At 59.7% G+C, this 20,619-nt stretch carries 22 protein-coding genes and 4 tRNA genes; 9 read left to right on the forward strand and 17 right to left on the reverse strand.

What is annotated here, in order from left to right; translation table 11 throughout:
• The first annotated feature begins 77 nt into the window (after positions 1–77).
• Positions 78–329: a DUF1654 domain-containing protein gene (locus tag J1G33_RS25245; protein ID WP_005789704.1), complete on the forward strand. Its 252-nt coding sequence runs from the start codon at positions 78–80 to the stop codon at positions 327–329.
• A 2-nt stretch (positions 330–331) separates the two neighbouring features.
• On the forward strand, positions 332–1,021 hold the full coding sequence (locus J1G33_RS25250; RefSeq protein ID WP_005789706.1) for an endonuclease I family protein: 690 nt from the start codon (positions 332–334) through the stop codon (positions 1,019–1,021).
• Positions 1,022–1,052: 31 nt separating this feature from the next.
• Here the strand turns inward: J1G33_RS25250 and J1G33_RS25255 are convergent, their stop codons facing one another.
• Positions 1,053–1,418 (reverse strand): SPOR domain-containing protein, encoded by a 366-nt coding sequence (locus J1G33_RS25255; protein WP_223019013.1) that lies wholly within the window; start codon positions 1,416–1,418, stop codon positions 1,053–1,055.
• 261 nt (positions 1,419–1,679) lie between these two features.
• Here J1G33_RS25255 and csrA point away from each other — a divergent pair, with 261 nt between their 5' ends.
• Entirely contained in the window at positions 1,680–1,874 is a 195-nt protein-coding gene (gene csrA, locus J1G33_RS25260; protein WP_003192511.1) for a carbon storage regulator CsrA, read from the forward strand.
• Positions 1,875–2,084: 210 nt separating this feature from the next.
• Positions 2,085–2,345, forward strand: coding sequence for a hypothetical protein (locus tag J1G33_RS25265; protein WP_223018990.1), 261 nt, complete (start codon positions 2,085–2,087; stop codon positions 2,343–2,345).
• Between the two features lie 14 nt (positions 2,346–2,359).
• On the opposite strand, the gene J1G33_RS25270 is transcribed toward J1G33_RS25265, so the two are convergent.
• Positions 2,360–3,037, reverse strand: coding sequence for an HAD-IA family hydrolase (locus J1G33_RS25270; protein WP_103733795.1), 678 nt, complete (start codon positions 3,035–3,037; stop codon positions 2,360–2,362).
• A gap of 216 nt (positions 3,038–3,253) precedes the next feature.
• Between J1G33_RS25270 and J1G33_RS25275 the strand changes: the two genes are divergently transcribed.
• From J1G33_RS25275 to J1G33_RS25285, 3 genes are read left to right on the forward strand one after another with little or no spacing between them, the layout of a single operon-like run.
• Positions 3,254–3,514, forward strand: a complete 261-nt coding sequence (locus J1G33_RS25275) for a DUF2790 domain-containing protein (RefSeq protein WP_032880274.1) — start codon at positions 3,254–3,256, stop codon at positions 3,512–3,514.
• 42 nt (positions 3,515–3,556) lie between these two features.
• Entirely contained in the window at positions 3,557–4,228 is a 672-nt protein-coding gene (locus tag J1G33_RS25280) for a heavy metal response regulator transcription factor (protein ID WP_122734617.1), read from the forward strand.
• Entirely contained in the window at positions 4,225–5,625 is a 1,401-nt protein-coding gene (locus J1G33_RS25285; protein ID WP_223018991.1) for a heavy metal sensor histidine kinase, read from the forward strand. Before J1G33_RS25280 ends, J1G33_RS25285 begins: the two co-directional genes overlap by 4 nt.
• A 12-nt stretch (positions 5,626–5,637) precedes the next feature.
• On the opposite strand, the gene J1G33_RS25290 is transcribed toward J1G33_RS25285, so the two are convergent.
• The 5 genes from J1G33_RS25290 to J1G33_RS25310 form a co-directional block, all read right to left on the reverse strand.
• Positions 5,638–6,135, reverse strand: a complete 498-nt coding sequence (locus tag J1G33_RS25290) for an anti-virulence regulator CigR family protein (RefSeq protein ID WP_223018992.1) — start codon at positions 6,133–6,135, stop codon at positions 5,638–5,640.
• A gap of 78 nt (positions 6,136–6,213) precedes the next feature.
• Positions 6,214–6,828: a pyroglutamyl-peptidase I gene (pcp, locus tag J1G33_RS25295; RefSeq protein ID WP_223018993.1), complete on the reverse strand. Its 615-nt coding sequence runs from the start codon at positions 6,826–6,828 to the stop codon at positions 6,214–6,216.
• A 7-nt stretch (positions 6,829–6,835) separates the two neighbouring features.
• Positions 6,836–7,786, reverse strand: coding sequence for a DUF979 domain-containing protein (locus J1G33_RS25300; RefSeq protein ID WP_032880266.1), 951 nt, complete (start codon positions 7,784–7,786; stop codon positions 6,836–6,838).
• Positions 7,783–8,499: a DUF969 domain-containing protein gene (locus tag J1G33_RS25305; RefSeq protein WP_005789724.1), complete on the reverse strand. Its 717-nt coding sequence runs from the start codon at positions 8,497–8,499 to the stop codon at positions 7,783–7,785. Before J1G33_RS25305 ends, J1G33_RS25300 begins: the two co-directional genes overlap by 4 nt.
• Positions 8,500–9,137: 638 nt before the next feature.
• Positions 9,138–9,214 (reverse strand) — tRNA-Val (locus tag J1G33_RS25310).
• A gap of 184 nt (positions 9,215–9,398) precedes the next feature.
• Between J1G33_RS25310 and J1G33_RS25315 the strand changes: the two genes are divergently transcribed.
• Positions 9,399–10,682 carry an FAD-binding oxidoreductase gene (locus J1G33_RS25315; RefSeq protein WP_223018994.1) on the forward strand — a complete coding sequence of 428 codons (1,284 nt, stop codon included), beginning with the start codon at positions 9,399–9,401 and terminating at the stop codon, positions 10,680–10,682.
• A 63-nt stretch (positions 10,683–10,745) separates the two neighbouring features.
• Here the strand turns inward: J1G33_RS25315 and J1G33_RS25320 are convergent, their stop codons facing one another.
• From J1G33_RS25320 to J1G33_RS25330, 3 genes are read right to left on the reverse strand one after another with little or no spacing between them, the layout of a single operon-like run.
• Positions 10,746–11,981, reverse strand: a complete 1,236-nt coding sequence (locus J1G33_RS25320) for a cytochrome c (protein ID WP_223018995.1) — start codon at positions 11,979–11,981, stop codon at positions 10,746–10,748.
• A gap of 2 nt (positions 11,982–11,983) precedes the next feature.
• On the reverse strand, positions 11,984–12,523 hold the full coding sequence (locus J1G33_RS25325) for a (2Fe-2S)-binding protein (RefSeq protein ID WP_005789732.1): 540 nt from the start codon (positions 12,521–12,523) through the stop codon (positions 11,984–11,986).
• Positions 12,516–15,347 carry a xanthine dehydrogenase family protein molybdopterin-binding subunit gene (locus tag J1G33_RS25330; RefSeq protein WP_223018996.1) on the reverse strand — a complete coding sequence of 944 codons (2,832 nt, stop codon included), beginning with the start codon at positions 15,345–15,347 and terminating at the stop codon, positions 12,516–12,518. The genes J1G33_RS25325 and J1G33_RS25330 overlap by 8 nt, the downstream gene beginning before the upstream one ends.
• Here J1G33_RS25330 and J1G33_RS25335 point away from each other — a divergent pair.
• Entirely contained in the window at positions 15,346–15,525 is a 180-nt protein-coding gene (locus J1G33_RS25335) for a hypothetical protein (protein ID WP_032880254.1), read from the forward strand. The two genes, J1G33_RS25330 and J1G33_RS25335, sit on opposite strands and share 2 nt — an antisense overlap.
• 206 nt (positions 15,526–15,731) lie before the next feature.
• On the opposite strand, the gene J1G33_RS25340 is transcribed toward J1G33_RS25335, so the two are convergent.
• The 7 genes from J1G33_RS25340 to J1G33_RS25370 form a co-directional block, all read right to left on the reverse strand.
• Positions 15,732–15,808: transfer RNA gene (locus tag J1G33_RS25340), tRNA-Asp, on the reverse strand.
• A gap of 105 nt (positions 15,809–15,913) precedes the next feature.
• Positions 15,914–15,990 (reverse strand) — tRNA-Asp (locus J1G33_RS25345).
• Between the two features lie 56 nt (positions 15,991–16,046).
• Positions 16,047–16,122: transfer RNA gene (locus J1G33_RS25350), tRNA-Val, on the reverse strand.
• Positions 16,123–16,229: 107 nt separating this feature from the next.
• Complete coding sequence (locus J1G33_RS25355; protein ID WP_032880253.1) at positions 16,230–16,994, reverse strand: SDR family oxidoreductase; 765 nt, start codon at positions 16,992–16,994, stop codon at positions 16,230–16,232.
• A gap of 11 nt (positions 16,995–17,005) precedes the next feature.
• Complete coding sequence (locus tag J1G33_RS25360; protein WP_122734599.1) at positions 17,006–18,217, reverse strand: O-succinylhomoserine sulfhydrylase; 1,212 nt, start codon at positions 18,215–18,217, stop codon at positions 17,006–17,008.
• A 65-nt stretch (positions 18,218–18,282) separates the two neighbouring features.
• On the reverse strand, positions 18,283–19,788 hold the full coding sequence (gene purF / locus J1G33_RS25365) for an amidophosphoribosyltransferase (RefSeq protein ID WP_003192537.1): 1,506 nt from the start codon (positions 19,786–19,788) through the stop codon (positions 18,283–18,285).
• Positions 19,789–19,829: 41 nt separating this feature from the next.
• Positions 19,830–20,387, reverse strand: a complete 558-nt coding sequence (locus J1G33_RS25370) for a CvpA family protein (protein WP_005789751.1) — start codon at positions 20,385–20,387, stop codon at positions 19,830–19,832.
• Positions 20,388–20,619 lie beyond the last annotated feature (232 nt).

Consider the following 20,619-nt stretch of genomic DNA (forward strand, 5'->3'; position numbering starts at 1 on the left):
TTCTTGAAATTTAAGCAGTTGCGAAATCGCCTACAGTTAAATACTGTATGTGCGTACAGCAAATTAAGGAATGCTCCGTGGCAAAGCCCTCTTCCGCAGCACCTGCAGCGCCTGACGCCTATCAGCGCCTGGCTATTCGCGTGCAAAAGATCATCAATTCGACCAACGCACAGAAAGCCAAAGCAGCCTTGCTCTTCCGTTTACCCGATGAGCCGGAAGACGTGTGGCAACGTCTACTGGAAGAAATTGCAGAAAACGACAACGTCACCCTCGCCTATCGGGATGACGGTGGCGTGCAGATTTTTTGGGTTGTGCCGAAGGAAGATTGATTGTGAGTGCCCGTTTTATTGCTGTGTGCTGTCTGTTTTTAAGCGTAACCGCCAACGCCCAAGCCCCTCGGACCTTTAGCGAAGCCAAGAAAATCGCCTGGAAGCTTTACGCCCCCCAATCGACCGAATTCTATTGCGGCTGCAAATACACCGGTAACCGCGTGAATTTGAAAGCCTGCGGTTACATCCCGCGCAAAAACGCCAATCGCGCCGCGCGCATCGAGTGGGAACACATCGTGCCGGCCTGGCAAATCGGGCATCAGCGCCAATGCTGGCAAAACGGCGGGCGAAAGAACTGCACGCGCCACGACGATGTGTTCAAGCGCGCCGAGGCGGACCTGCACAATCTGGTGCCGAGCATCGGCGAAGTGAATGGCGACCGTAACAACTTCAGCTTTGGCTGGCTGCCCGTGCAAAGTGGGCAGTACGGCTCGTGCCTGACCCAAGTGGATTTCAAGGCCAAGAAGGTCATGCCACGCCCGTCCATTCGCGGCATGATCGCACGCACGTATTTTTATATGAGCAAGCAATACGGCCTGCGCCTGTCGAAGCAGGATCGACAGCTGTATGAAGCCTGGAACAAGACTTACCCGGTGCAAACCTGGGAGCGCCAGCGCAACCAGACCGTGGCTTGCGTGATGGGACGGGGCAACGAGTTTGTCGGCCCGGTGAATCTCAAAGCCTGCGGTTGAACGTGGGCGGGGTTGCCGCCCACTTGGCACGTCACTGCGCGGCGTTGTGTTCGATAATTTCAGACACGGTGTCGGTTTTCTTCGCGCGGGCCATCTTTTCGTTGAGCAAGGCTTGTTTGGCCTCGGCCTCGGCCTTGGTTGCGAACGGACCCAACAGCACCTCATCCTTGCCGTCGGCCTTCACGATATAAAAATTGAAACCATGCTCCAGCAACCAGGCGGTCAGGTCGGTGATCGCCTGCAGCTTGTGGTCTGGCGGGCCGACGCGCACATCCCATTCCTGAGCGGCAATCGCGCCGGTTTGTGGCAGGCTTTCGGTCACGGCAGGCTTGGCCTTGGGTGCATCGACCGATTTACCTTCACCGCATCCGGCCAACGCCAACACCACAATTGCCATCGCTACTTTACGCACTGCCCTGCTCCTTTGAGGATAAAGAGGCGACTTTACCATTCACTGTCTATTCTGGCCGTCATAAACGTTGGCTTAAACAATGCGAATGATGTATCGCGACCTGTATGATGCCGCCATGGGAATTAATGTCGCCTCTATGCGTCCTAAAAGAGGCAGCCACAGGGAAGCGCTTCGCAGTAAGCTACACACATCCGACACCTGCCCTGTCTGACACATGTGTCCTTAAAAGTAATCAAGGAGAAGTCCATGCTTATACTCACCCGCAAAGTTGGTGAAAGCATAAACATCGGTGATGACATTACGATCACCATTCTGGGCGTTAGCGGCCAGCAAGTACGAATCGGCATCAACGCACCCAAGGACGTTGCCGTGCATCGCGAGGAGATTTACCAGCGCATCCAGGCCGGCCTGACTGCACCCGACAAAAACCAGACGCCTTGAAACGCCTCCAGTAGCCAGCCCTTTCGTTCACTGTAATGGCTGGCGAAAACCCAATCGGCCTGCTCGCGTCTTCCAGCCTGACCAGTGCGCTTTGAGCATGCCCCTTCGCTGCAAGATGAAACTGTCTGGGCATCTGGAACTTGTTGAAGTATTCGCAGCCCAATTTCTGACACTTTATCCTGCCATCCGTGTGCATTCAGGAATACGTCGATGAGGCCAGTCGCGACGCCACCTCTTGTTTCCAGATCCTGGATGATCGCCCTGCTGATCGGGCTGGCCTTCCTGGCGCTTGGGTATGGGCTGAGAGTCGAAGTCGAGGGCGCCGATCCCGACGCCCATTCCTGGCTGGACCTGGCGCTCCTTCTCTGCGGCTACCTGCTGGTGTTCTGCCTCAAACCCATCCAAAAAGTTATCTTGCGCAAGCTATGCCAGCGCGCAGCGCATCGTGCCCATCAGAAAACCACACGCTGAGGACCTGCTGCGTATCACGGCGCCAGCTTGCGCAAAGACAACAAGCCATCAGCGCCATGCTCGGTGCATAAATCGCCATAGTCGTTGATGCAAGCGTGTGCAGTCACCATGGGCTCCAAGTGTGCCGAGGTGACAACCACAACATCCGCCCCCGCTGCTTCACCCGCTCGAATGCCCACCGCGGCGTCTTCGAACACCAGGCTGTCCTCAACCGACACCCCCAGGCGTTTCGCGCCCAATAAATAGCACGCAGGGTCGGGTTTACCGTTGGCCACATCTTCGGCCGTCACCCACACGGCCGGCACGGGAATGCCTGCCGCTTGCAGTCGACGTAACGCCAGCGCCTTGGGGGCAGACGTGACCAGTGCCCATTGATCCGCGGGCACGCCTTTCAAAAACGCCACTGCGCCGGGAATCGCTACAACGCCGTCGACATCGTTGAGCTCCGCGTCGGTAATCCACTGGGCTTCAACTTCTGGATCGACACCCGGCAACGCCTGGCGGGTGATCGTATCAATCGCGCGCGCGCCATGAATGGTAGGCAGAAACGCTTCCACATCCAGACCATGGCGCTCGGCCCAGATGCTCCATACACGTTCGGCCGCAGCGATGGAGTTGAGCAGGGTCCCATCCATATCGAACAGGAAAGCGCGGTAACGCCGGTTGAACACGGATGAAGTTGAGATGGACACTGCGCGGCTTCCTCATGAGCTGGACCCCTGCAATCTACGGATCACCTCGGCACTTGTAAACGTAGAGCCTCCTCGACCGGACACTCATTGCCCACGCGCCAGGCTCGAACCAAGAATGACGAACTTGTCATGATCCTGTTGGTTGGCTGTTGGGGTCGCCTGGTTACTGTGAACTCACTGCCAACCCGGCAGCCCCCAGCCACGAGAGAGACCGTCATGAAACTGTTCGCCCTGGGCTTTGCCGCCTTGCTCGCCACCGGTACTGCCTTCGCTGCCGACGTAACGTCTGCCAGCGATGTCATCCACGACAAAACCGGCTTCTTCCTACACCTGGATGTCGACAAGGTGCTATCGAGCACCGACATCTCTGGCCAATGCGGGATTGTCCCGGCGCACTTGCGCTACCTGGACCATCAGGGCCGCGAACACCTACTCGATTACCAAGTCCAGGGCGTCGGTTGCGCCAGTGACAATTGATCGGGCTACACTTGCGCCACTTATTGAAGCAGGACACTTTCCATGAACATCCTCGTAGTCGAAGACGAACCCAAGGCCGGCAATTACCTGCTCAATGGCTTGCAGGAGCTGGGCCACTCGGTGAGCCTGGCGCGCGACGGCGTAGAGGGTTTGCACCTGGCCCTGGAAACACCATACGACGTGATCGTGCTGGACGTGATGATGCCGAAAATGGATGGCTGGGAAGTGCTGCGTCGCCTGCGCAAAGAGGCCGATACACCGGTGCTGTTCCTCACCGCTCGCGATGACATCGCCGACCGCATCAAGGGCCTTGAACTGGGCGCCGACGACTACCTGATCAAACCCTTCTCCTTCGCCGAACTGGTTGCACGCCTGCGCACCCTCAACCGACGTGGCCCGAGCCGCGAAGAAGAACAGCTGCACATCGCCGACCTGCACATTGACGTGCTCAAGCGCCGTGTGACCCGCGCCGGTACGCGCATTACCCTGACCAACAAGGAATTCGCCTTGCTGCACCTGTTCGCCACCCACCAGGACCAGGTGCTGTCGCGCTCGCTGATCGCTTCACGCGTATGGGACATGAACTTCGACAGCGACACCAATGTGGTCGATGTTGCCGTACGCCGCCTACGCCTGAAGATCGATGACCCGTTCCAGCTCAAACTGATCCACAGCGTGCGGGGCATTGGCTACCGCTTCGATACCCAACCATGAAGCGCGATCGCCATTATTCCCTGACCCTGCGCCTGGCATTGATCTTTGCCCTGCTCGCCTTCGCCCTGCTGGCCACCCTGGGCGTGACGCTATACCACGAGCTGGAGCGTGAGCTGATCAAGCGTGACGACGCCGCGCTGATCTCGCGCGCCAACCAACTGCGCAACGTGCTCAATGACGGCAATACCCGCGAGCTGATCAAGACCAAGCCCCAGCTGTTCCAGAACATGCTGGGCAACAGTGAGTCGGTACTGAGCATCGCTGCACCTGGGCAGACTCCGTTATTGCTCGTCAACCCGGGCAACATTCAAATACCGGCCGTGCCGGCCGTGGCAAAAGACCACGACCTTGGACTCGCCGACGTACACCATTTGCCCGGCGTAGATGGCGTGCCCTTCGCCACCGTGGCGGCTTTCATCGACACCGGTGACCTGGGGAGCCTGCAAGTCACCGTCGGGCGCCTGATGGCTGAACGCACAGCCATGCTTGCCAGTTATCGCTTGAGTGTTTTTATCCTGGCCAGCATCGCGGCGGTCATTCTCGCCTTGGTTGGTTATGTGCTGGTACACCGTGGGCTGGTGCCCTTGCGGCGCCTGGCCGGACACGCACAGGGCATCGGCGTGAACAACCTGGCCGAGCGCCTGGGCAGCCAAGGCGCGCCCAAGGAGCTGCTGCCGATGATTGACGCCTTCAACACCATGCTTGAACGGCTGGCCAAAGGTTTTATTCAACTGGGCCAGGTGTCCACCGATATGGCCCATGAACTGCGCACCCCCATCAATAACTTGCTCGGTGAAACCCAGGTCGCGCTGCAACAGAGCCGCACTATTGAAGACTATCAGCAACTGCTGGCCTCAAACGTTGAAGAGCTTGAACGCCTGGCACGGATGCTCGACAACATGCTGTTCCTGGCCCGCACCGACCCCGCCAGCGCCCTGCGTCAGCGCCAGGCGCTGGACGCAGCCGATGAAGTGGAGCGCATCGCCGATTATTTCGAGGGCCTGGCCGGTGATGTGGGTATGCACATCGTTGGCGTGGGCGAAGGTGTGATCTGGGCGGAACCGATGCTGCTGCGCCGGGCCCTGGCGAACCTGTGCGCCAATGCCATCAAGTATGGCGCGCCGAACACCGAGCTGAGCATCCGGGCCGTCCCGACAGTCGAGGGCACTTGCATCAAGGTCAGCAACCAGGGTGCAACCATTGCCGCGGAGCATTTGCCCAGGCTGTTCGAACGCTTTTACCGGGTGGATGAATCCCGTGAATGTTCATCCCAGTCCAATGGACTGGGATTGTCGATTGTGGCGACCATCATGCAGCTGCATAACGGTCGGTATGGCGTCAGCAGTGAAGACGGCGTGACGTGCTTTGAATTGTTTTTCCCCGCGCAGGAGACGTGAGGGTTTTTCCGTTCAATCAAAGGCGCCATTAAGTACTTCGTAGATGATGCCGCTGGCGATGGCGACCAGAATCAAATCGGTTCCCACTTGCTGCCATTCATAACCGTCGTAGTGAGGCAGCCGCCCCAGCAGGCGACCATCGAGTTTCTTGGCGATACCGGGTGGCAGCGGCTTGCCGCGCGCCAGGTTCTTCTGGATCCCCGGCGGCAATGCAGGCCCTGGGCTCCAGTAATCGCGATAACCGCCGAGCACATTCAATACGCTCCCTCGGTCAACGCTGGGGCCGGGACCACCTGAGCCGCCCTTGCCCTTGGGCTTGTCGTAGGCCTGCCCTGCGGGGTTATTGCCTTTGTTATTGCCCTGCCCCTGACCGCCCTTGTTACCCTGGCCCTGCCCCCCTTGGTTATTACCCTGCCCCTTGCCATTACCGGGATCGGCCAAGGCAAGACCGCTACCCGCAAACAGCGCGAGGGACAACACGACAGATACGAACTTCGGGTACTTGATCATGATGGTTTTCCAAGGTGGATACACCTGTGAACTATAGTCGAAGTTGCCCCACGAATGACTCCATTCACAGCCCGACCGTCAGCTCACCTGCCCGCCTGTTTCCCGCACATCCGTTTCGGTTAGCCAGGCCGTCGAGACCGCCAGTCGCAAGGCCTCAACCAAAGGCGGCTGGTCGGCCGGCGGCGCGCTCGGCACATGGATAAACCCACTGCGCACCCCGGCCTCGACCAGCCGGTGCTGCAAAAGGTAGAACACCTGATTGCACACGAACGTGCCCGCCGTTTGCGAAACGGCAGCCGCCACCCCCGCGTCACGCAGCGCCTTGACCATGGCCTTGATCGGCAATGTCGAGAAGTATGCAGCCGGGCCACCGGCTACCACTGGCGTATCAACCGGTTGCTGCCCGAGGTTGTCGGGGATGCGTGCGTCATTGATATTGATCGCTACACGCTCGATAGACATCTCGCTGCGCCCGGGCGCCAGGCCGGTGGCAATCACCATTGCCGGATTCAACTCACTGATCAATCGGGCCAGGTGTTCACCCGCCGTGGCAAATGCACAGGGCAGGCAATGCGCGACAATGCGTGCACCCTCGCCCAGTTGCACGCCATCCAACTGGCGCGCAGCCTCCCATGACGGGTTCACCAGGTCGTTATCAAAGGGCTCGAACCCCGTCAGCAGTACAGTTTGCATAGTGACCTCACATCAACAGGTAAAGCAGCACGATATTGACCACCAGCATCATCAGCGCCGTGGGGATCTGCGCCTTGATCACCGCGTTCTTGTCGGGCAACTCCAGCAACGCCGCCGGCACGATATTGAAGTTGGCCGCCATCGGCGTCATCAACGTGCCGCAGTAACCGGAAAACATACCGATCGCCGCCATCACCGCAGGGTTGCCGCCATAAATCCCTACCAGCACCGGCACGCCGACGCCGCCAGTCATCACAGGGAAAGCCGCAAAACCATTGCCCATGATCACCGTAAACAGGGCCATGCCCAGTACATAGACCATCACCGCCACCAGCTTGTAGTCCAGGTTGATGTAGGTGGTGGTGACGTGGGCGACTGCCGTGCCCACCCCGGCCTCGTTGAACAACAATCCGAGCATCGCCAGCATCTGCGGCAACACCATGGCCCAGCCCAGGGCTTCAGTCAGGCGACGGGATTCGCGCAGGGCTTGTACCGGCGTATCGCGGGTCAGCCAGCAGGCCAGGCCCAGAGCAATCAGGCAGCCGATGCCGAGGGAGACGAAGGTGGTGTTCTTCGGGTCCAGCAACGGTACACCGCCGATTTCGGTGTGCTTGAGCAATACCGAGCCAATCACCGTAGTCAACGGAATCGCCAAGGCCGGGATAAACAACTTGTGGCCCAGGCGCCCGGCGCTGGCGCGGGACGCCTTGACGTGCAATTCGGCGTGCTGGCCGCGACCAACGCCACCCAAGCCGGCGATCAACGCCATCACCACCACACCGATGCCGATGGCCACCGAGGGCAGACGCTCCCCCACCAGGAACGGAATGGCGAACAACAACCAGAACAGCGCGCTGGACCAGCGTTTGGGATGGGTGCGATCGAGCAGGATCATGCCCGCAGTGATCAGCAACAGAACACCGGCGAGCCAATAAAGGTATTGAATGGAAATAATCATTGAGCAGCCTCCACGGACGTGGTGGCCGGGCTCATTTCGCGGGTCAATCGTCGATCAAAGCGATGCAGGCGGATCGCATGAATGATGAACGCACAAATCGCCGTCGGAATGCCCCACACCGCGATGTGCAGCGGCTCCACATCAATGCCCGAGCCCAACAGGAAGGTGTGCATCAACGCAATAGCACCGAAGGCGACAAAGATATCCTCACCAAAAAACAGCCCGACGTTATCGGTGGCCGCACACATGGCCAAGACCTTGTGGCGCAGCTTGTCTGGCAGCTTGCCGTAGCGTTTTTCCGCGGCACCTTCGGCCATCGGCGCCAACAGTGGCCGCACCATTTGCGGATGCCCACCCAGGCTGGTCAGCCCCATGGCCGCCGTGGACTCACGCACAAACAGATAAATGATCAACAAGCGCCCGACCGTTGCCCGCTCAAAGCGCGCGATCCAGTTCTGCGCATGCAGGCGCAAGCCATGACGCTCCAACAGGCCAATCACCGCCAGCGGCAATAAAAGAATCAATTGCAGGGCACGAGTCTGAAGGAAACCATCGCCCATGGTGGCGAGAATTTTTTCCAGCGGGAACTGGGCAGCAAGCCCGGTGGCGATGGCGGCGGCGGTGACCACCAACAGCGGATTGAAGCGCAATACAAAGCCGACCACGATGACAAGCACGCCGATCAGCGGCCATAGGTTCACAACTGTTTGCATGGCACAGAGGTCCTTTAGTGCGCGCTGCGGCGCCATAACAGCAGGATGTGGGCAAAGGGCTCACAGCTTGGAAGTGGCGTGCAGTCGGCTCGGTTTTTTTATTGTTGACCCGGAAGGTCGAGCGTCAGTGGCGGCAACTTTGCTGTCTGGAGACCGGGAGTGTCCAACAAGAAAAATTGTTGCTGCACACCAATAAATTTTGTGGGGGGATGGCGCCGACGGTCGGGCGCTATCAGGAGAAAGCGTCCAGGCCTCAAGGGGAAAGTCGCGCAGCCAACCTGATGAGGAGCTCAAAATCGTTCAACCGTGTAGATTCTCAATCAGAACCTATACTCCATCATGCAGCTGTGTGTACCTGCAGTTCGTTCACGGTGTTATACCGACAATGAGGGCTCGCGCTATGTATGCCGGACAAATGAGTGATATGGCGACCACGTTTGGCGAAATACGCTGCCAGGTGTTCGTCCAGATAATTTGCCTGCTGTCGGTGGCTACGCTGTTCTGCTGATCGAGCGTTCAAACCCCTGAATACACGCCTTGAGCCGTGTAGGGATGGCTATTGCCCAAATTCCAGACAACAAAAAAGGGCCCACCTTTCGGTGAGCCCTTCCAGACCGCCCAGCAGAGCGGATTTTGTTTGGTAGGCGCGATTGGACTCGAACCAACGACCCCCACCATGTCAAGGTGGTGCTCTAACCAACTGAGCTACGTGCCTGCTGTGAGGCGGCATTCTACGGAATTCCGGAGGGGTGTCAACATCTTTTTTGCAGCTAAGCCTATGAATATGCGAATTTTTTATTTATGCCGGGTACACCTGGGATTTCCGGGTGGCTGGCAGGCAATTTTCAACTCAGGTAGGATCGCCGCACTCGTAAAAAATATAAAACAGAGGTTCCAGGATGGCGAACACCCCCTACCCCCAGTCCTATTACGCCGCTTCCGCGAATGCAGCCCCACCTCGCCCGACGCTGCAAGGTGAGGTCGAAACCGATGTCTGTGTGATTGGTGCCGGCTATACCGGGCTTTCCAGCGCGCTGTTTTTGCTGGAGAACGGCTTTCGCGTCACGGTACTGGAAGCCGCCAAGGTGGGTTTTGGTGCCTCGGGTCGTAATGGCGGGCAGATCGTCAATACCTACAGCCGTGATATCGATGTGATCGAGCGCAGTGTCGGGCCCAGACAGGCTCAGTTGCTGGGGCAGATGGCCTTTGAAGGCGGCAAGATCATTCGTGAGCGCGTGGCTAAATACCAGATCCAGTGCGACTTGAAGGACGGCGGTGTATTTGCCGCACTCAACAGCAAGCACATGGGTCATCTGGAATCGCAGAAGCGCCTGTGGGAGCGCTACGGCCATACGCAGCTTGAGTTGCTCGACGAGCGCCGCATCCGCGAAGTGGTGGCCTGTGACAACTATGTGGGCGGTTTGCTGGACATGAGCGGCGGGCATATCCACCCGCTCAACCTGGCACTGGGCGAAGCGGCGGCCGTGGAATCCCTGGGCGGTACGATTTATGAGCAATCGGCAGCGGTGCGCATCGAGCGCGGCGCCAACCCTGTGGTACACACCGCCGAAGGCAGGGTCCGGGCCAAATTCATTATCGTTGCCGGTAACGCTTACCTGGGCAACCTGGTGCCGGAGCTGGCGGCCAAGTCGATGCCATGCGGTACCCAAGTGATCACCACCGCACCCCTTGGCGATGAATTGGCCAAGACGCTGTTGCCGCAGGACTACTGTGTCGAAGACTGCAACTACCTGCTCGACTACTACCGCCTCACCAGTGACAAGCGCCTGATCTTCGGCGGCGGCGTGGTGTATGGCGCGCGGGACCCGGCGAATATCGAGGCAATCATCCGGCCAAAAATGCTCAAGGCATTCCCGCAACTCAAAGACGTGAAGATCGACTACGCCTGGACCGGCAATTTCCTGCTGACCCTGTCGCGCCTGCCCCAGGTCGGCCGCCTTGGCGACAACATCTATTACTCACAGGGCTGTAGCGGCCATGGCGTGACGTACACGCACCTGGCAGGCAAAGTACTGGCGGAGGCATTGCGCGGGCAGGCTGAGCGTTTTGATGCGTTTGCGGACTTGCCGCATTACCCGTTCCCGGGCGGGCAGATGTTGCGCACGCCGTTTGCAGCGCTGGGGGCTTGGTACTACGGGTTGCGCGATAAATTCGGAATGTAAACACATCCGGTGTGAGAGCGACTTGCTCACTCCCACACCGGCTGTACGCTTCATACGCTGCCGTCAATGCGCCTTGTGTTCGACGGAAGGCGCCTCGGCTTGCAGCTTCTGCACATCGCCTACGGCCAGCTCAGCCGATTGGCCGCCCCAACCTTGACGCAGGTAATTGAGCAGATCAGTCAGCTGTTGCGCACTGAGCTTCTCGGAAAACCCCGGCATCGGTTGCATGTGCTCGAATCCGGAAAATTTCTGCTCGCCAATACCGTCCTCAATCACACGCAGCAGGTTGCGCGGGTCTTCCAGTCGCAACGTGGTGTTGCCGCGCATGGCCACCGCGATGTGCGGCTTGCCTTCGCCACCCGCGGCGTGGCAACCGGCGCAGACGTTCAGGTATTCCTGGCGGCCGCGCTGAGCGCTCTGGGTGAGTTTATCCACCGGCACGTCGACCAGCGCTTTGGCGGCTGGCGGGTTATCACCCAGCAGGAACGTGGCCATCGCGGCCAGATCCTGATCGCTCAGGCCCTGGGTGCTGTTGTGGAACACCGGGAACATCTCGTTGAACATCGTGCCCTGGGCGCTCATGCCGTGCTTGAGGAATGTGGCCAAGTCCTGTTCATTCCAGCCGCGCGCAGCCAGGTCAGTGGCGAGCAGGCTGGGCGCCAGATAACCATTGAGGATGCCGCCGGTCAGGCGCTTGTCCAGCTCCATCGCGCCCGGCAGGCCGCGTGGCGTGTGGCATTCGCCGCAGTGACCAAGCACTTCGACCATGTACTGGCCGCGTTTCCAGGCTTCGCTTTTACCTTCGGCCGGCTCCAGTTTCAGCGCTTTGCCGTACAGCACATTCCAGCCCATCAGGCCCAGGCGCACGTTGAACGGAAAGCTCAGGCTCGTCACCGGCCCTGCACGTTCGATCGGCTCGATGGTTTTGAGGTACGCATGAATCGCATCCGAATCTTCGCGCGGCATCAGGTGGTAGGAGGTGTACGGCATCGCCGGGTACAGATTCGCCCCATCGCGACGCTTGCCTTGCGTCAGCGCAGCGAAGAACTCGTCATCGTTGTACAAGCCGATGCCGTGCTCTTTGCTCGGCGTGATGTTGGTGCCGTAGATCGTGCCGAACGGCGAGACGATCGGCAGCCCGCCCGCAAACGGCGCGCCGCCCGCCGCAGTGTGGCACGCCATGCAGTCGGCGGCGCGGGCCAGGTATTCGCCGCGCTTGACCTGATCATCGGCATGAGCAAACAGCACCGGCGCAGCCAGGCCGACCGCCAGGGTCATTCGGGTCAGAAAAAGCTTCATGCTCAACCCTCCTTGACCAGGCCGAGATCGGTCAGCACGTTGCGGGTAGCGTTGTAATAACGCACGTATCCAGTGCAACGGCAGACGTGATGCCCAAGGCTGTCCTCGATGACTTGTTCCAGTTTGCTGTGTACGGTCGGCTGACGTTGCAGCTTTTCCACCAGCACGGTCGCTGCGTTGACGAAGCCCGGCGCGCAGTAGCTGCACTGGAACGCAAACTCATCCACGAAGCGCTGCTGGATCGGGTTCAGTTCGATAACCTGCCCCGACTCATCGCGCTTGGCGTGGGATTCGATGGTGCGCACTCGCTTGCCTTCAAAGTAATGCGCGCCGGTGATGCAAGTGCGCACTTCTTCGCTGGTGCCGTCCGGGTTGTCGACGATGACCACGCAAGCGTGGCAAATACCCTGGCCGCAGCCAAGACGCGAGCCAGTGAGGTTTTTGTATTCGTGCAGGTAGTCGATCATCGGCAGGTCATCAGGGATGTCCACTGGGCCGACGGATTGACCATTGAGGGTCAGTTGAAGCGGACGGTTAGGCATTGAGGGCTTCCTTGATGCGCGCAGCAGTGATTGGCAGGTCGCGAACACGTTTACCGATGGCGTGCGCCACGGCATTACCGATGGCCCCGACGATCGGGATCATCACCACTTCAGCGATACCCTTGGATGGATCGCTCGGCGACAGCGCCGGCAAAATCTCCGACGTCTGTTTCCACACGGCAACGTGACGCGCCATCGGCAGACGGTAACGGTTGAAGTTCCAGTCACCCTCCCCCGGCCCGCCTTCATACAGCGGCATTTCCTCCATCAATGCGTGGCCGATGCCCATGGCGACACCGCCCTCAAGCTGACCTTTGACTAACTCCTCAACCAACACGCGACCGCACTCGATCCACGAATGGTGATTGAGCACCTCCACCTGCGCCGAGCCCTTATTGACCTTCAGCTCGACCAATGTGGCGACCGGGCTGTAGTAAGTCACGGCAGCGTTGTTCAACTGCGTCGCGGGGTAGCTGATATTCTGGCGATCCAGCAGATGGAAGCCGGCAGTGCTCATCAGCGCCTGCTTGGCTTTTGGCGCGCCGTCGCCGTACTTCACGGCCAGGCCGTCGAGCGGCAGGCGCTCACGCACGCCGTCGATGCTGTATTCAGCCTCGGCCCAACTCCAGCGGTTGAAACCGTGCACAGTCGCCGCGGTGACCAGGCCGCGCTCGTGGGCACGCTTGGCCAATTCTTCAAAACTGAGCGGCTGCATGCCGTTGGCGGTGAGCTTGCCGTCGACCCAATGCGCATCTTCGCGGCGCACCACATACGGGTTGGCCTGACCGCCGAACGGGCCCTGACGCCAGATCTCCAGCGCCGCCGGCCACAAACCATGGTTGAACAGCACGCGCGCCGCTTCACGGGTGGCGTGGCTGAAGTAGTACGCCGAGTTGGTGGCCGAAGATGCCGAAGCGAGCTTGCCCACCCAGCGCGGGTTGCGCAGCAGGTTGTCCTGCTCGGCCTGGCTCATGATGTAAGGGTTGCCGCTGGTGATCAGCTGCATTTCCTTCCACTCTGTTTCGCCAGTCTTCACTTCGTGGGCCGGGCTGCCAAGGAAATCGGCAACGACCAGCGATTGCGAGGTAGACATACCGGTGCCGATTTCGATACCGATATGACGCAGGCTGATGCGACCGTCAGCGCTGAATTCGATACTGGCCATCGGAGCTTCGGAACCAGTGCCAAAGTCTTTCTGGCAGATAGCAAAACCCACGCCGTACCAGTTATCCGGGTCCGCGGCTTCGCGTTGTTGCTTGATCGCGTCGCGGTTTTTCCAGACCTCGTGCACAGAGGCTTTGTCGAGGATTTCGTGCAGGCGCAACGCACCGGCAGGAATGGCGCCCTGGGTGTTTTTCATGCCCGAACGCAGTGCGTTCTTGCGGCGCAACTCGATAGCATCTACACCGAGACGACCGGCGATTTCATCGACCATCATTTCAGTCGCAGCCATGCTTTGCAGGGTGCCGTACCCACGCATCGAACCGGCTTCAACGCCCCGCGAGTGATACGCGGTGACTTGCAGGTCGTTCTGCGGCATGTAGTAGATCGACTGTGCGGCCGTGGCGCCTACAGCGGCTACCGAGGGGCTGTAGTTGATCCGGCCACCGCCGTCGACGCTCATGTCGGCGAGGAAGATCTTGAAGCTGTGATCGTTCTTGTCGACAGCCAATTGGTAACGAATGTCGAACGGATGACGCTTGATGCCACTCTGGAACTGCTCGTAACGGTCATTGGCCAGACGCACCGGCACGCCGGCGCCGTACAACGCCGCGAGGGCGGCGTAGTAGACAAAGATGTTGTGGTCTTTGGAGCCGTACCCCACGGTGTAACCGGGGTGCATGTTCAGGTTGGCCAGGCCGAAGCGCGACGGCGAGATCATTTTCGCAGTCTCGGTGGCCACCTCCAACGGGCACTGGGTGGCCACCACGAAATGCAGGGTCTTGGTTGCCGGATCGTACCAACCGTTGCCGTTGTCCGGCTCCATGGCTGCCGGCTCGATTGACGGGGTCTTGTAGCGCTCGTCGAACACCAGCCAGTTGTCCGGCGGTGTGTTGATCTGACTCTTCATGCGGTCGGCGTAGAACAGCCCGCGCTCGGTCAGGTTGCCGTGCAGATTCGGTTGTGAATTCCATACCGGGCGACGGTTTTTCAGCATCGGAAACAGAATCGAATCCTTGAGGCTGGCAAATTCGTCTTCATCGGCCGAGGTGGCGCCGCCAACGCGCACATAGCGGAAGCTACCGTAAGGGTCGCCTTCGTAGTACGGCACTTTGGCGCCGTAACGAATCGCCTTGTCGTTGAATTTGAGTTTGTTCTTGGCCTGGCGGAAACGCTCGAAATCGTTCCAGATCAGGATCGCCACCGGGTGACCGATAAACATCGGCACCTTGCCTTCAGGCAGCAGCGGATCCGGAGCATGCTCCTCGGGGAAAACAATACCGTCCTTGTCCAGATCGGCAGCGGTGACGATACGATCCGGCTGCAGATCGGCGCCGAGCCACGCCAGGTCGTAGCCCGCATAAATATGGTCGGCCTTGATGGTTTTCAGCAGCATGGCGTGACCTTGCTGCACGGGCCAGCCGGGCATGTCCTTGGAGCGGATGTCGCGGGCGAAGACTTTGCTGCCGCACACTTTGGACAACGCATCGTTACGCTGACGCGCCTTGCCGTTATTGCCCAGCCATTTTTCGGACGGCACGGTAACGCTGTTTTCCATCAGGGCAGCCAGCGCCTGGGTGCTCAGCGGTGTCAGCGTGACGCTCACACCCGCCACCAGGCCGCCCTGGAGGAACGAGCGCCGGGTTATTTCACGGTTGGACATGGATCATCCTCTGAGCGGTTATAAATCCGCCCTTATGGTTAAGTACACCGAATATCGAGACTTGCAGAAGCCTTTTTACGACGAATCAAAAGGCCATGATGACAGTGCAAAGTTGACCGAAGGGTTAACTTTAAAGGTTTCTGCGCCTGCGGCAAATAACCACATTGAAATTTTTTGACACAACAACGCAAAACGGCCGACAAGATCGAGACGATCTGTCAGCCGCTTGCCTATAAATGAGGACGATGTCACAAACACCATGACGTTTTTTCAAACGCCAGACACAAAAAACCCCGGTCTTTCGACCAGGGTCTTTGCTATCGGATCAAGTCAGCCAGTGGCTTTCTTGTGCTTCAAGGCGTTCAGTGGGCCTTGATGCAGATATGGCGCAGCGGACGGGACTCGAACCCGCGACCCCCGGCGTGACAGGCCGGTATTCTAACCGACTGAACTACCGCTGCGTATCGCTTGGCTGATTGAGCGTAAACCCTCAACCACCTTTGAACATCTGATCGATCAACCTGGGTTGTTCAATCTCAAGCCCGACACATCGAACCTGTAAAATATGGCGCAGCGGACGGGACTCGAACCCGCGACCCCCGGCGTGACAGGCCGGTATTCTAACCGACTGAACTACCGCTGCGCGTCGGTGCAACCTTTAAAGTTGCGTCTTGCCACAAGTGCAAGACTCTCAAGAAGTGGTGGGTGATGACGGGATCGAACCGCCGACCCTCTGCTTGTAAGGCAGATGCTCTCCCAGCTGAGCTAATCACCCTTTGCTTCGTTGAGGCCGCGAAATTTACGCAGGTAGCGGACCTAAGTCAATAGCCTGCTTGAAGTTTTTCTGAAAAAGACAAAATCACTTCAAGACGGCTAACCGCCCTACTCGCTGTAAATCATCTTCTTGCTCATGCCACCGTCCACTACAAACTCTTGCCCGGTGACAAACCCGGCCTGACGCGACAGCAACCAGGCCACCATCGCCGCCACGTCCTCTACCGTACCGACCCTGCCCGCCGGATGCTGGGCATGATCAGCATCGGTGAGCGGCTCCGCACGGCGTGCAGCAGGATCACGCGCATCAATCCAGCCAGGGCTGACCGCATTGACCCGAACCTCTGGCCCCAGGCTCATGGCCAAGGCGTGAGTCAGGGCCAGCAAGCCACCCTTGCTCGCCGCGTAAGCTTCGGTATCCGGCTCCGATTGACGGGCCCGGGTCGAGGCCAGGTTGACGATCGCACCGCCGTGGGCGCGCAGGTACGGCGCGCAATGCTTGGCCAACAGCATCGGCCCGCCGAGGTTCACCGCCAGCACGCGATTCCAGTACGCCAGATCGAGGCTTTCCAGGGTGATATTGCGCGGGTCAGCCACGGCGGCATTGCAGACCAGCGCGTCGAGTCGCCCGAACTGCCCCAACACCTCTGCAACCCCCTGGGCCACTTGCTTCTCGTCGGCCACGTCCATGGTGATGAACCAGGCGTTATCACCCAGCACCTTGGACACCTTGGCGCCGCGCTCGCGGTCAAGGTCGGTCAACACCACCTGCCAGCCTTCGCTGATCAGCCACGCGGCAATCCCCAGACCAATGCCCCGCGCCGCGCCCGTTACCAGCGCAACGCGCCCGTTACTGGCCGCTGCGGCCTCCATGGACCACTCGATCACAAGGCCGCCAGCCCGCGGGCCAGGTCTGCCTGCAAGTCTGCTACATCTTCCAGGCCCACCGCGATACGGATCAGGCTGTCACGGATACCGGCCGCTTCACGCTCCTGCGGCGCCAGGCGCCCATGAGAGGTGGTGCTCGGGTGAGTGATGGTGGTCTTGCTGTCACCCAGGTTGGCGGTAATGGAGATCAAGCGCGTCGCATCGATAAAGCGCCAGGCGCCGTCTTTGCCGCCCTTGACTTCGAAACTCACCACCGCACCAAAACCACGCTGCTGGCGCTGGGCCAAGGCGTGTTGCGGGTGGCTCTTGAGGCCAGCGTAGTGCACCTTCTCGATACCGTCCTGCTGCTCCAGCCACTCGGCCAGGGCCTGGGCGTTGGCGCAATGGGCTTTCATGCGCAGGCTGAGGGTTTCCAGGCCCTTGAGGAAGATCCAGGCATTGAACGGGCTCAGGGTCGGGCCGGCGGTACGCAGGAAGCCCACCACTTCCTTCATCTGCTCGCTGCGTCCAGCCACCACGCCGCCCATGCAACGACCCTGGCCGTCGATGAACTTGGTTGCCGAGTGCACCACGATGTCCGCACCCAGCTTCAGCGGTTGCTGCAAGGCCGGGGTGCAGAAGCAGTTATCCACCACCAGCATCGCACCCTTGGCGTGGGCGACTTCGGACAGCGCAGCGATGTCGACCAACTCGGCCAGCGGGTTCGACGGCGATTCGACGAACAGCAGCCTGGTATTGGCCTTGATCGCCGCATCCCAGCCGGACAAATCCGCCAGGGGCACGTAATCCACTTCGATACCGAAGCGCTTGAAGTACTTCTCGAACAGGCTGATGGTCGAGCCGAACACGCTGCGCGACACCAGCACATGGTCGCCAGCGCTGCACAGGCTCATCACCACCGCCAGGATGGCCGCCATGCCGGTCGCGGTCGCCACAGCCTGCTCAGCGCCCTCCAGGGCCGCGATACGCTCTTCGAACGCGCGCACGGTCGGGTTGGTGTAGCGCGAGTACACGTTGCCCGGCACCTCACCGGAAAAACGCGCCGCAGCGTCGGCCGCCGTGCGGAACACGTAGCTTGAGGTGAAGAACATCGGGTCACCGTGCTCCCCTTCCGGGGTGCGGTGCTGGCCGGCGCGCACAGCCAGGGTATCGAAAGCTACGCCATCGAGGTCGCTGTCCAACCGACCGGCATCCCATTCCTGACTCATGCTGCGACTCCTTACTCAATACGTTATTTAAGATACAAAACCGGCCCCTCAGGGCCGGTGTCTACTCAGTTGTTGTACAGGTCGATGATCGCGCTGACCGCCTGGGTCTTGATCTTGGACGAGTCGTTACGCGCCTGCTCGATCTTGTTCAGATAAGCCTCGTCGACATCTCCGGTCACGTACTTGCCGTCGAACACGGCGCAGTCGAACTGCTCGATCTTGATCTTGCCACCGCCGACCGCTTCGATCAGGTCTGGCAGGTCCTGGTAGATCAGCCAGTCGGCGCCGATCAGGTCGGCCACGTCCTGGGTCGAACGATTGTGTGCGATCAGCTCATGGGCGCTCGGCATGTCGATACCGTACACGTTCGGGTAACGCACCGCAGGCGCTGCAGAGCAGAAGTACACGTTCTTCGCACCGGCTTCGCGGGCCATCTGGATGATCTGCTTGCAGGTGGTGCCGCGTACGATGGAGTCGTCCACCAGCATCACGTTCTTGCCGCGGAACTCAAGCTCGATGGCGTTAAGCTTCTGACGCACCGATTTCTTGCGCGCAGCCTGGCCGGGCATGATGAAGGTACGGCCGATGTAGCGGTTCTTGACGAAGCCTTCGCGGAACTTGACGCCCAGGTGGTTGGCCAGTTCCAGCGCAGCGGTACGGCTGGTGTCCGGAATCGGGATGACCACGTCGATGTCGTGCTCAGGACGCTCGCGCAGGATCTTCTCGGCCAGCTTCTCGCCCATGCGCAGACGCGCCTTGTAGACCGACACACCGTCGATGATCGAGTCCGGACGCGCCAGGTAGACGTGTTCGAAGATGCACGGGGTCAGCTTCGGCGCAACGGCGCACTGGCGGGTGTGCAGCTTGCCGTCTTCGGTGATGTAGACAGCCTCGCCCGGCGCCAGGTCGCGGATCAGGGTGAAGCCCAGTACATCCAGGGACACGCTTTCGGACGCGATCATGTACTCGACGCCTTCGTCGGTGTGACGCTGGCCGAACACGATCGGGCGGATGCCGTGGGGGTCGCGGAAACCGACGATGCCGTACCCGGTGATCATCGCCACCACGGCATAACCACCGACGCAACGGTTGTGCACGTCGATCACGGCAGCAAACACGTCTTCTTCGGTCGGCTGCAGCTTGCCGCGCTGGGCCAGTTCGTGGGCGAACACGTTGAGCAGCACTTCCGAGTCGGAACTGGTGTTGACGTGGCGCAGGTCAGATTCGTAGATCTCCTTGGCCAGCTGTTCAACGTTGGTCAGGTTACCGTTGTGCGCCAGGGTGATGCCGTAAGGCGAGTTGACGTAGAACGGTTGAGCTTCGGCCGAAGTCGAACTACCGGCAGTCGGGTAACGCACATGGCCAATGCCCATGTGCCCGACGAGGCGCTGCATGTGACGCTGATGGAACACGTCACGCACCAGGCCATTGTCCTTGCGCAGGAATAACCGGCCGTCGTGGCTGGTCACAATACCGGCAGCGTCCTGGCCGCGGTGCTGGAGGACGGTTAGCGCGTCATACAGCGCCTGATTGACGTTCGACTTACCGACGATACCGACGATGCCACACATGCGACGCAACCCCTACTTAATGAATCTTGACTGAACACAGCTTACTGAGGCGTTTGCGCCGGCAAGAGGTGTTCCTTGAACGGAAGATCAGCGGGTACGCTGATTCCGCTGGCCAGCCACTGACTGCTCCACCCCAATATGAGGTTCTTGGACCAATCTGCAACCAATAGAAATTTTGGCACGAGTACCGACTCCTGCCACCACGAATCCTGCTGTACCGGCCCCAGGCTCAACAGCCCGACCGCCACGACCACCAGCAACGCGCCACGCGCGGCACCGAAGGCCATGCCGAGAAATCGATCGGTCCCGGAGAGGCCGGTGACACGTATCAATTCGCCAATAAGATAATTGACCATTGCCCCCACCAGCAGCGTGGCGATGAACATGATGGCGCAGCCCGCGATGACGCGAGCCGAAGGTGTCTCTATGTACCCGGCCAGGTAGACCGACAGTGAACCACCGAACATCCAGGCTACGACTCCTGCGATGATCCAGGTCAGCAACGACAGTGCTTCTTTTACGAAGCCGCGGCTCAGACTGATCAAAGCGGAGATGGCGACGATTGCAACGATCGCCCAATCAACCCAGGTAAATGGCACAGTGCAGCCTACGTACGGATAAGGCGGCGCATTTTAGCAGAGCGCCGGGCTATCGGTAAGCGGTGATTGCGGCTGCTTTGCAAATCAATAGATTGGGCGGTGTGAACGCCATTTCAAGCCCACCATAAACCAATGTGGGAGGGGGCTTGCTCCCGATTGAAGTGTGTCAGTATCAGATGTACTGACTGACCCACCGCTATCGGGAGCAAGCCCCCTCCCACACTTAGATTGC

Source organism: Pseudomonas sp. P867 (assembly GCF_019891455.1).
GTDB classification, from domain to species: Bacteria; Pseudomonadota; Gammaproteobacteria; order Pseudomonadales; family Pseudomonadaceae; genus Aquipseudomonas; species Aquipseudomonas synxantha_A.

What these genes read in the sequence shown, in the direction of transcription:
- J1G33_RS25255 (WP_223019013.1), bottom strand. Translation starts at nt 1,418, where the DNA reads ATGGCAATTGTGGTGTTGGCGTTGGCCGGATGCGGTGAAGGTAAATCG.
- csrA (WP_003192511.1), top strand. Translation starts at nt 1,680, where the DNA reads ATGCTTATACTCACCCGCAAAGTTGGTGAAAGCATAAACATCGGTGAT.
- J1G33_RS25265 (WP_223018990.1), top strand. Translation starts at nt 2,085, where the DNA reads ATGAGGCCAGTCGCGACGCCACCTCTTGTTTCCAGATCCTGGATGATC.
- J1G33_RS25275 (WP_032880274.1), top strand. Translation starts at nt 3,254, where the DNA reads ATGAAACTGTTCGCCCTGGGCTTTGCCGCCTTGCTCGCCACCGGTACT.
- J1G33_RS25280 (WP_122734617.1), top strand. Translation starts at nt 3,557, where the DNA reads ATGAACATCCTCGTAGTCGAAGACGAACCCAAGGCCGGCAATTACCTG.
- J1G33_RS25285 (WP_223018991.1), top strand. Translation starts at nt 4,225, where the DNA reads ATGAAGCGCGATCGCCATTATTCCCTGACCCTGCGCCTGGCATTGATC.
- J1G33_RS25290 (WP_223018992.1), bottom strand. Translation starts at nt 6,135, where the DNA reads ATGATCAAGTACCCGAAGTTCGTATCTGTCGTGTTGTCCCTCGCGCTG.
- pcp (WP_223018993.1), bottom strand. Translation starts at nt 6,828, where the DNA reads ATGCAAACTGTACTGCTGACGGGGTTCGAGCCCTTTGATAACGACCTG.
- J1G33_RS25300 (WP_032880266.1), bottom strand. Translation starts at nt 7,786, where the DNA reads ATGATTATTTCCATTCAATACCTTTATTGGCTCGCCGGTGTTCTGTTG.
- J1G33_RS25305 (WP_005789724.1), bottom strand. Translation starts at nt 8,499, where the DNA reads ATGCAAACAGTTGTGAACCTATGGCCGCTGATCGGCGTGCTTGTCATC.
- J1G33_RS25315 (WP_223018994.1), top strand. Translation starts at nt 9,399, where the DNA reads ATGGCGAACACCCCCTACCCCCAGTCCTATTACGCCGCTTCCGCGAAT.
- J1G33_RS25320 (WP_223018995.1), bottom strand. Translation starts at nt 11,981, where the DNA reads ATGAAGCTTTTTCTGACCCGAATGACCCTGGCGGTCGGCCTGGCTGCG.
- J1G33_RS25325 (WP_005789732.1), bottom strand. Translation starts at nt 12,523, where the DNA reads ATGCCTAACCGTCCGCTTCAACTGACCCTCAATGGTCAATCCGTCGGC.
- J1G33_RS25335 (WP_032880254.1), top strand. Translation starts at nt 15,346, where the DNA reads ATGGATCATCCTCTGAGCGGTTATAAATCCGCCCTTATGGTTAAGTAC.
- J1G33_RS25330 (WP_223018996.1), bottom strand. Translation starts at nt 15,347, where the DNA reads ATGTCCAACCGTGAAATAACCCGGCGCTCGTTCCTCCAGGGCGGCCTG.
- J1G33_RS25355 (WP_032880253.1), bottom strand. Translation starts at nt 16,994, where the DNA reads ATGGAGGCCGCAGCGGCCAGTAACGGGCGCGTTGCGCTGGTAACGGGC.
- J1G33_RS25360 (WP_122734599.1), bottom strand. Translation starts at nt 18,217, where the DNA reads ATGAGTCAGGAATGGGATGCCGGTCGGTTGGACAGCGACCTCGATGGC.
- purF (WP_003192537.1), bottom strand. Translation starts at nt 19,788, where the DNA reads ATGTGTGGCATCGTCGGTATCGTCGGTAAGTCGAACGTCAATCAGGCG.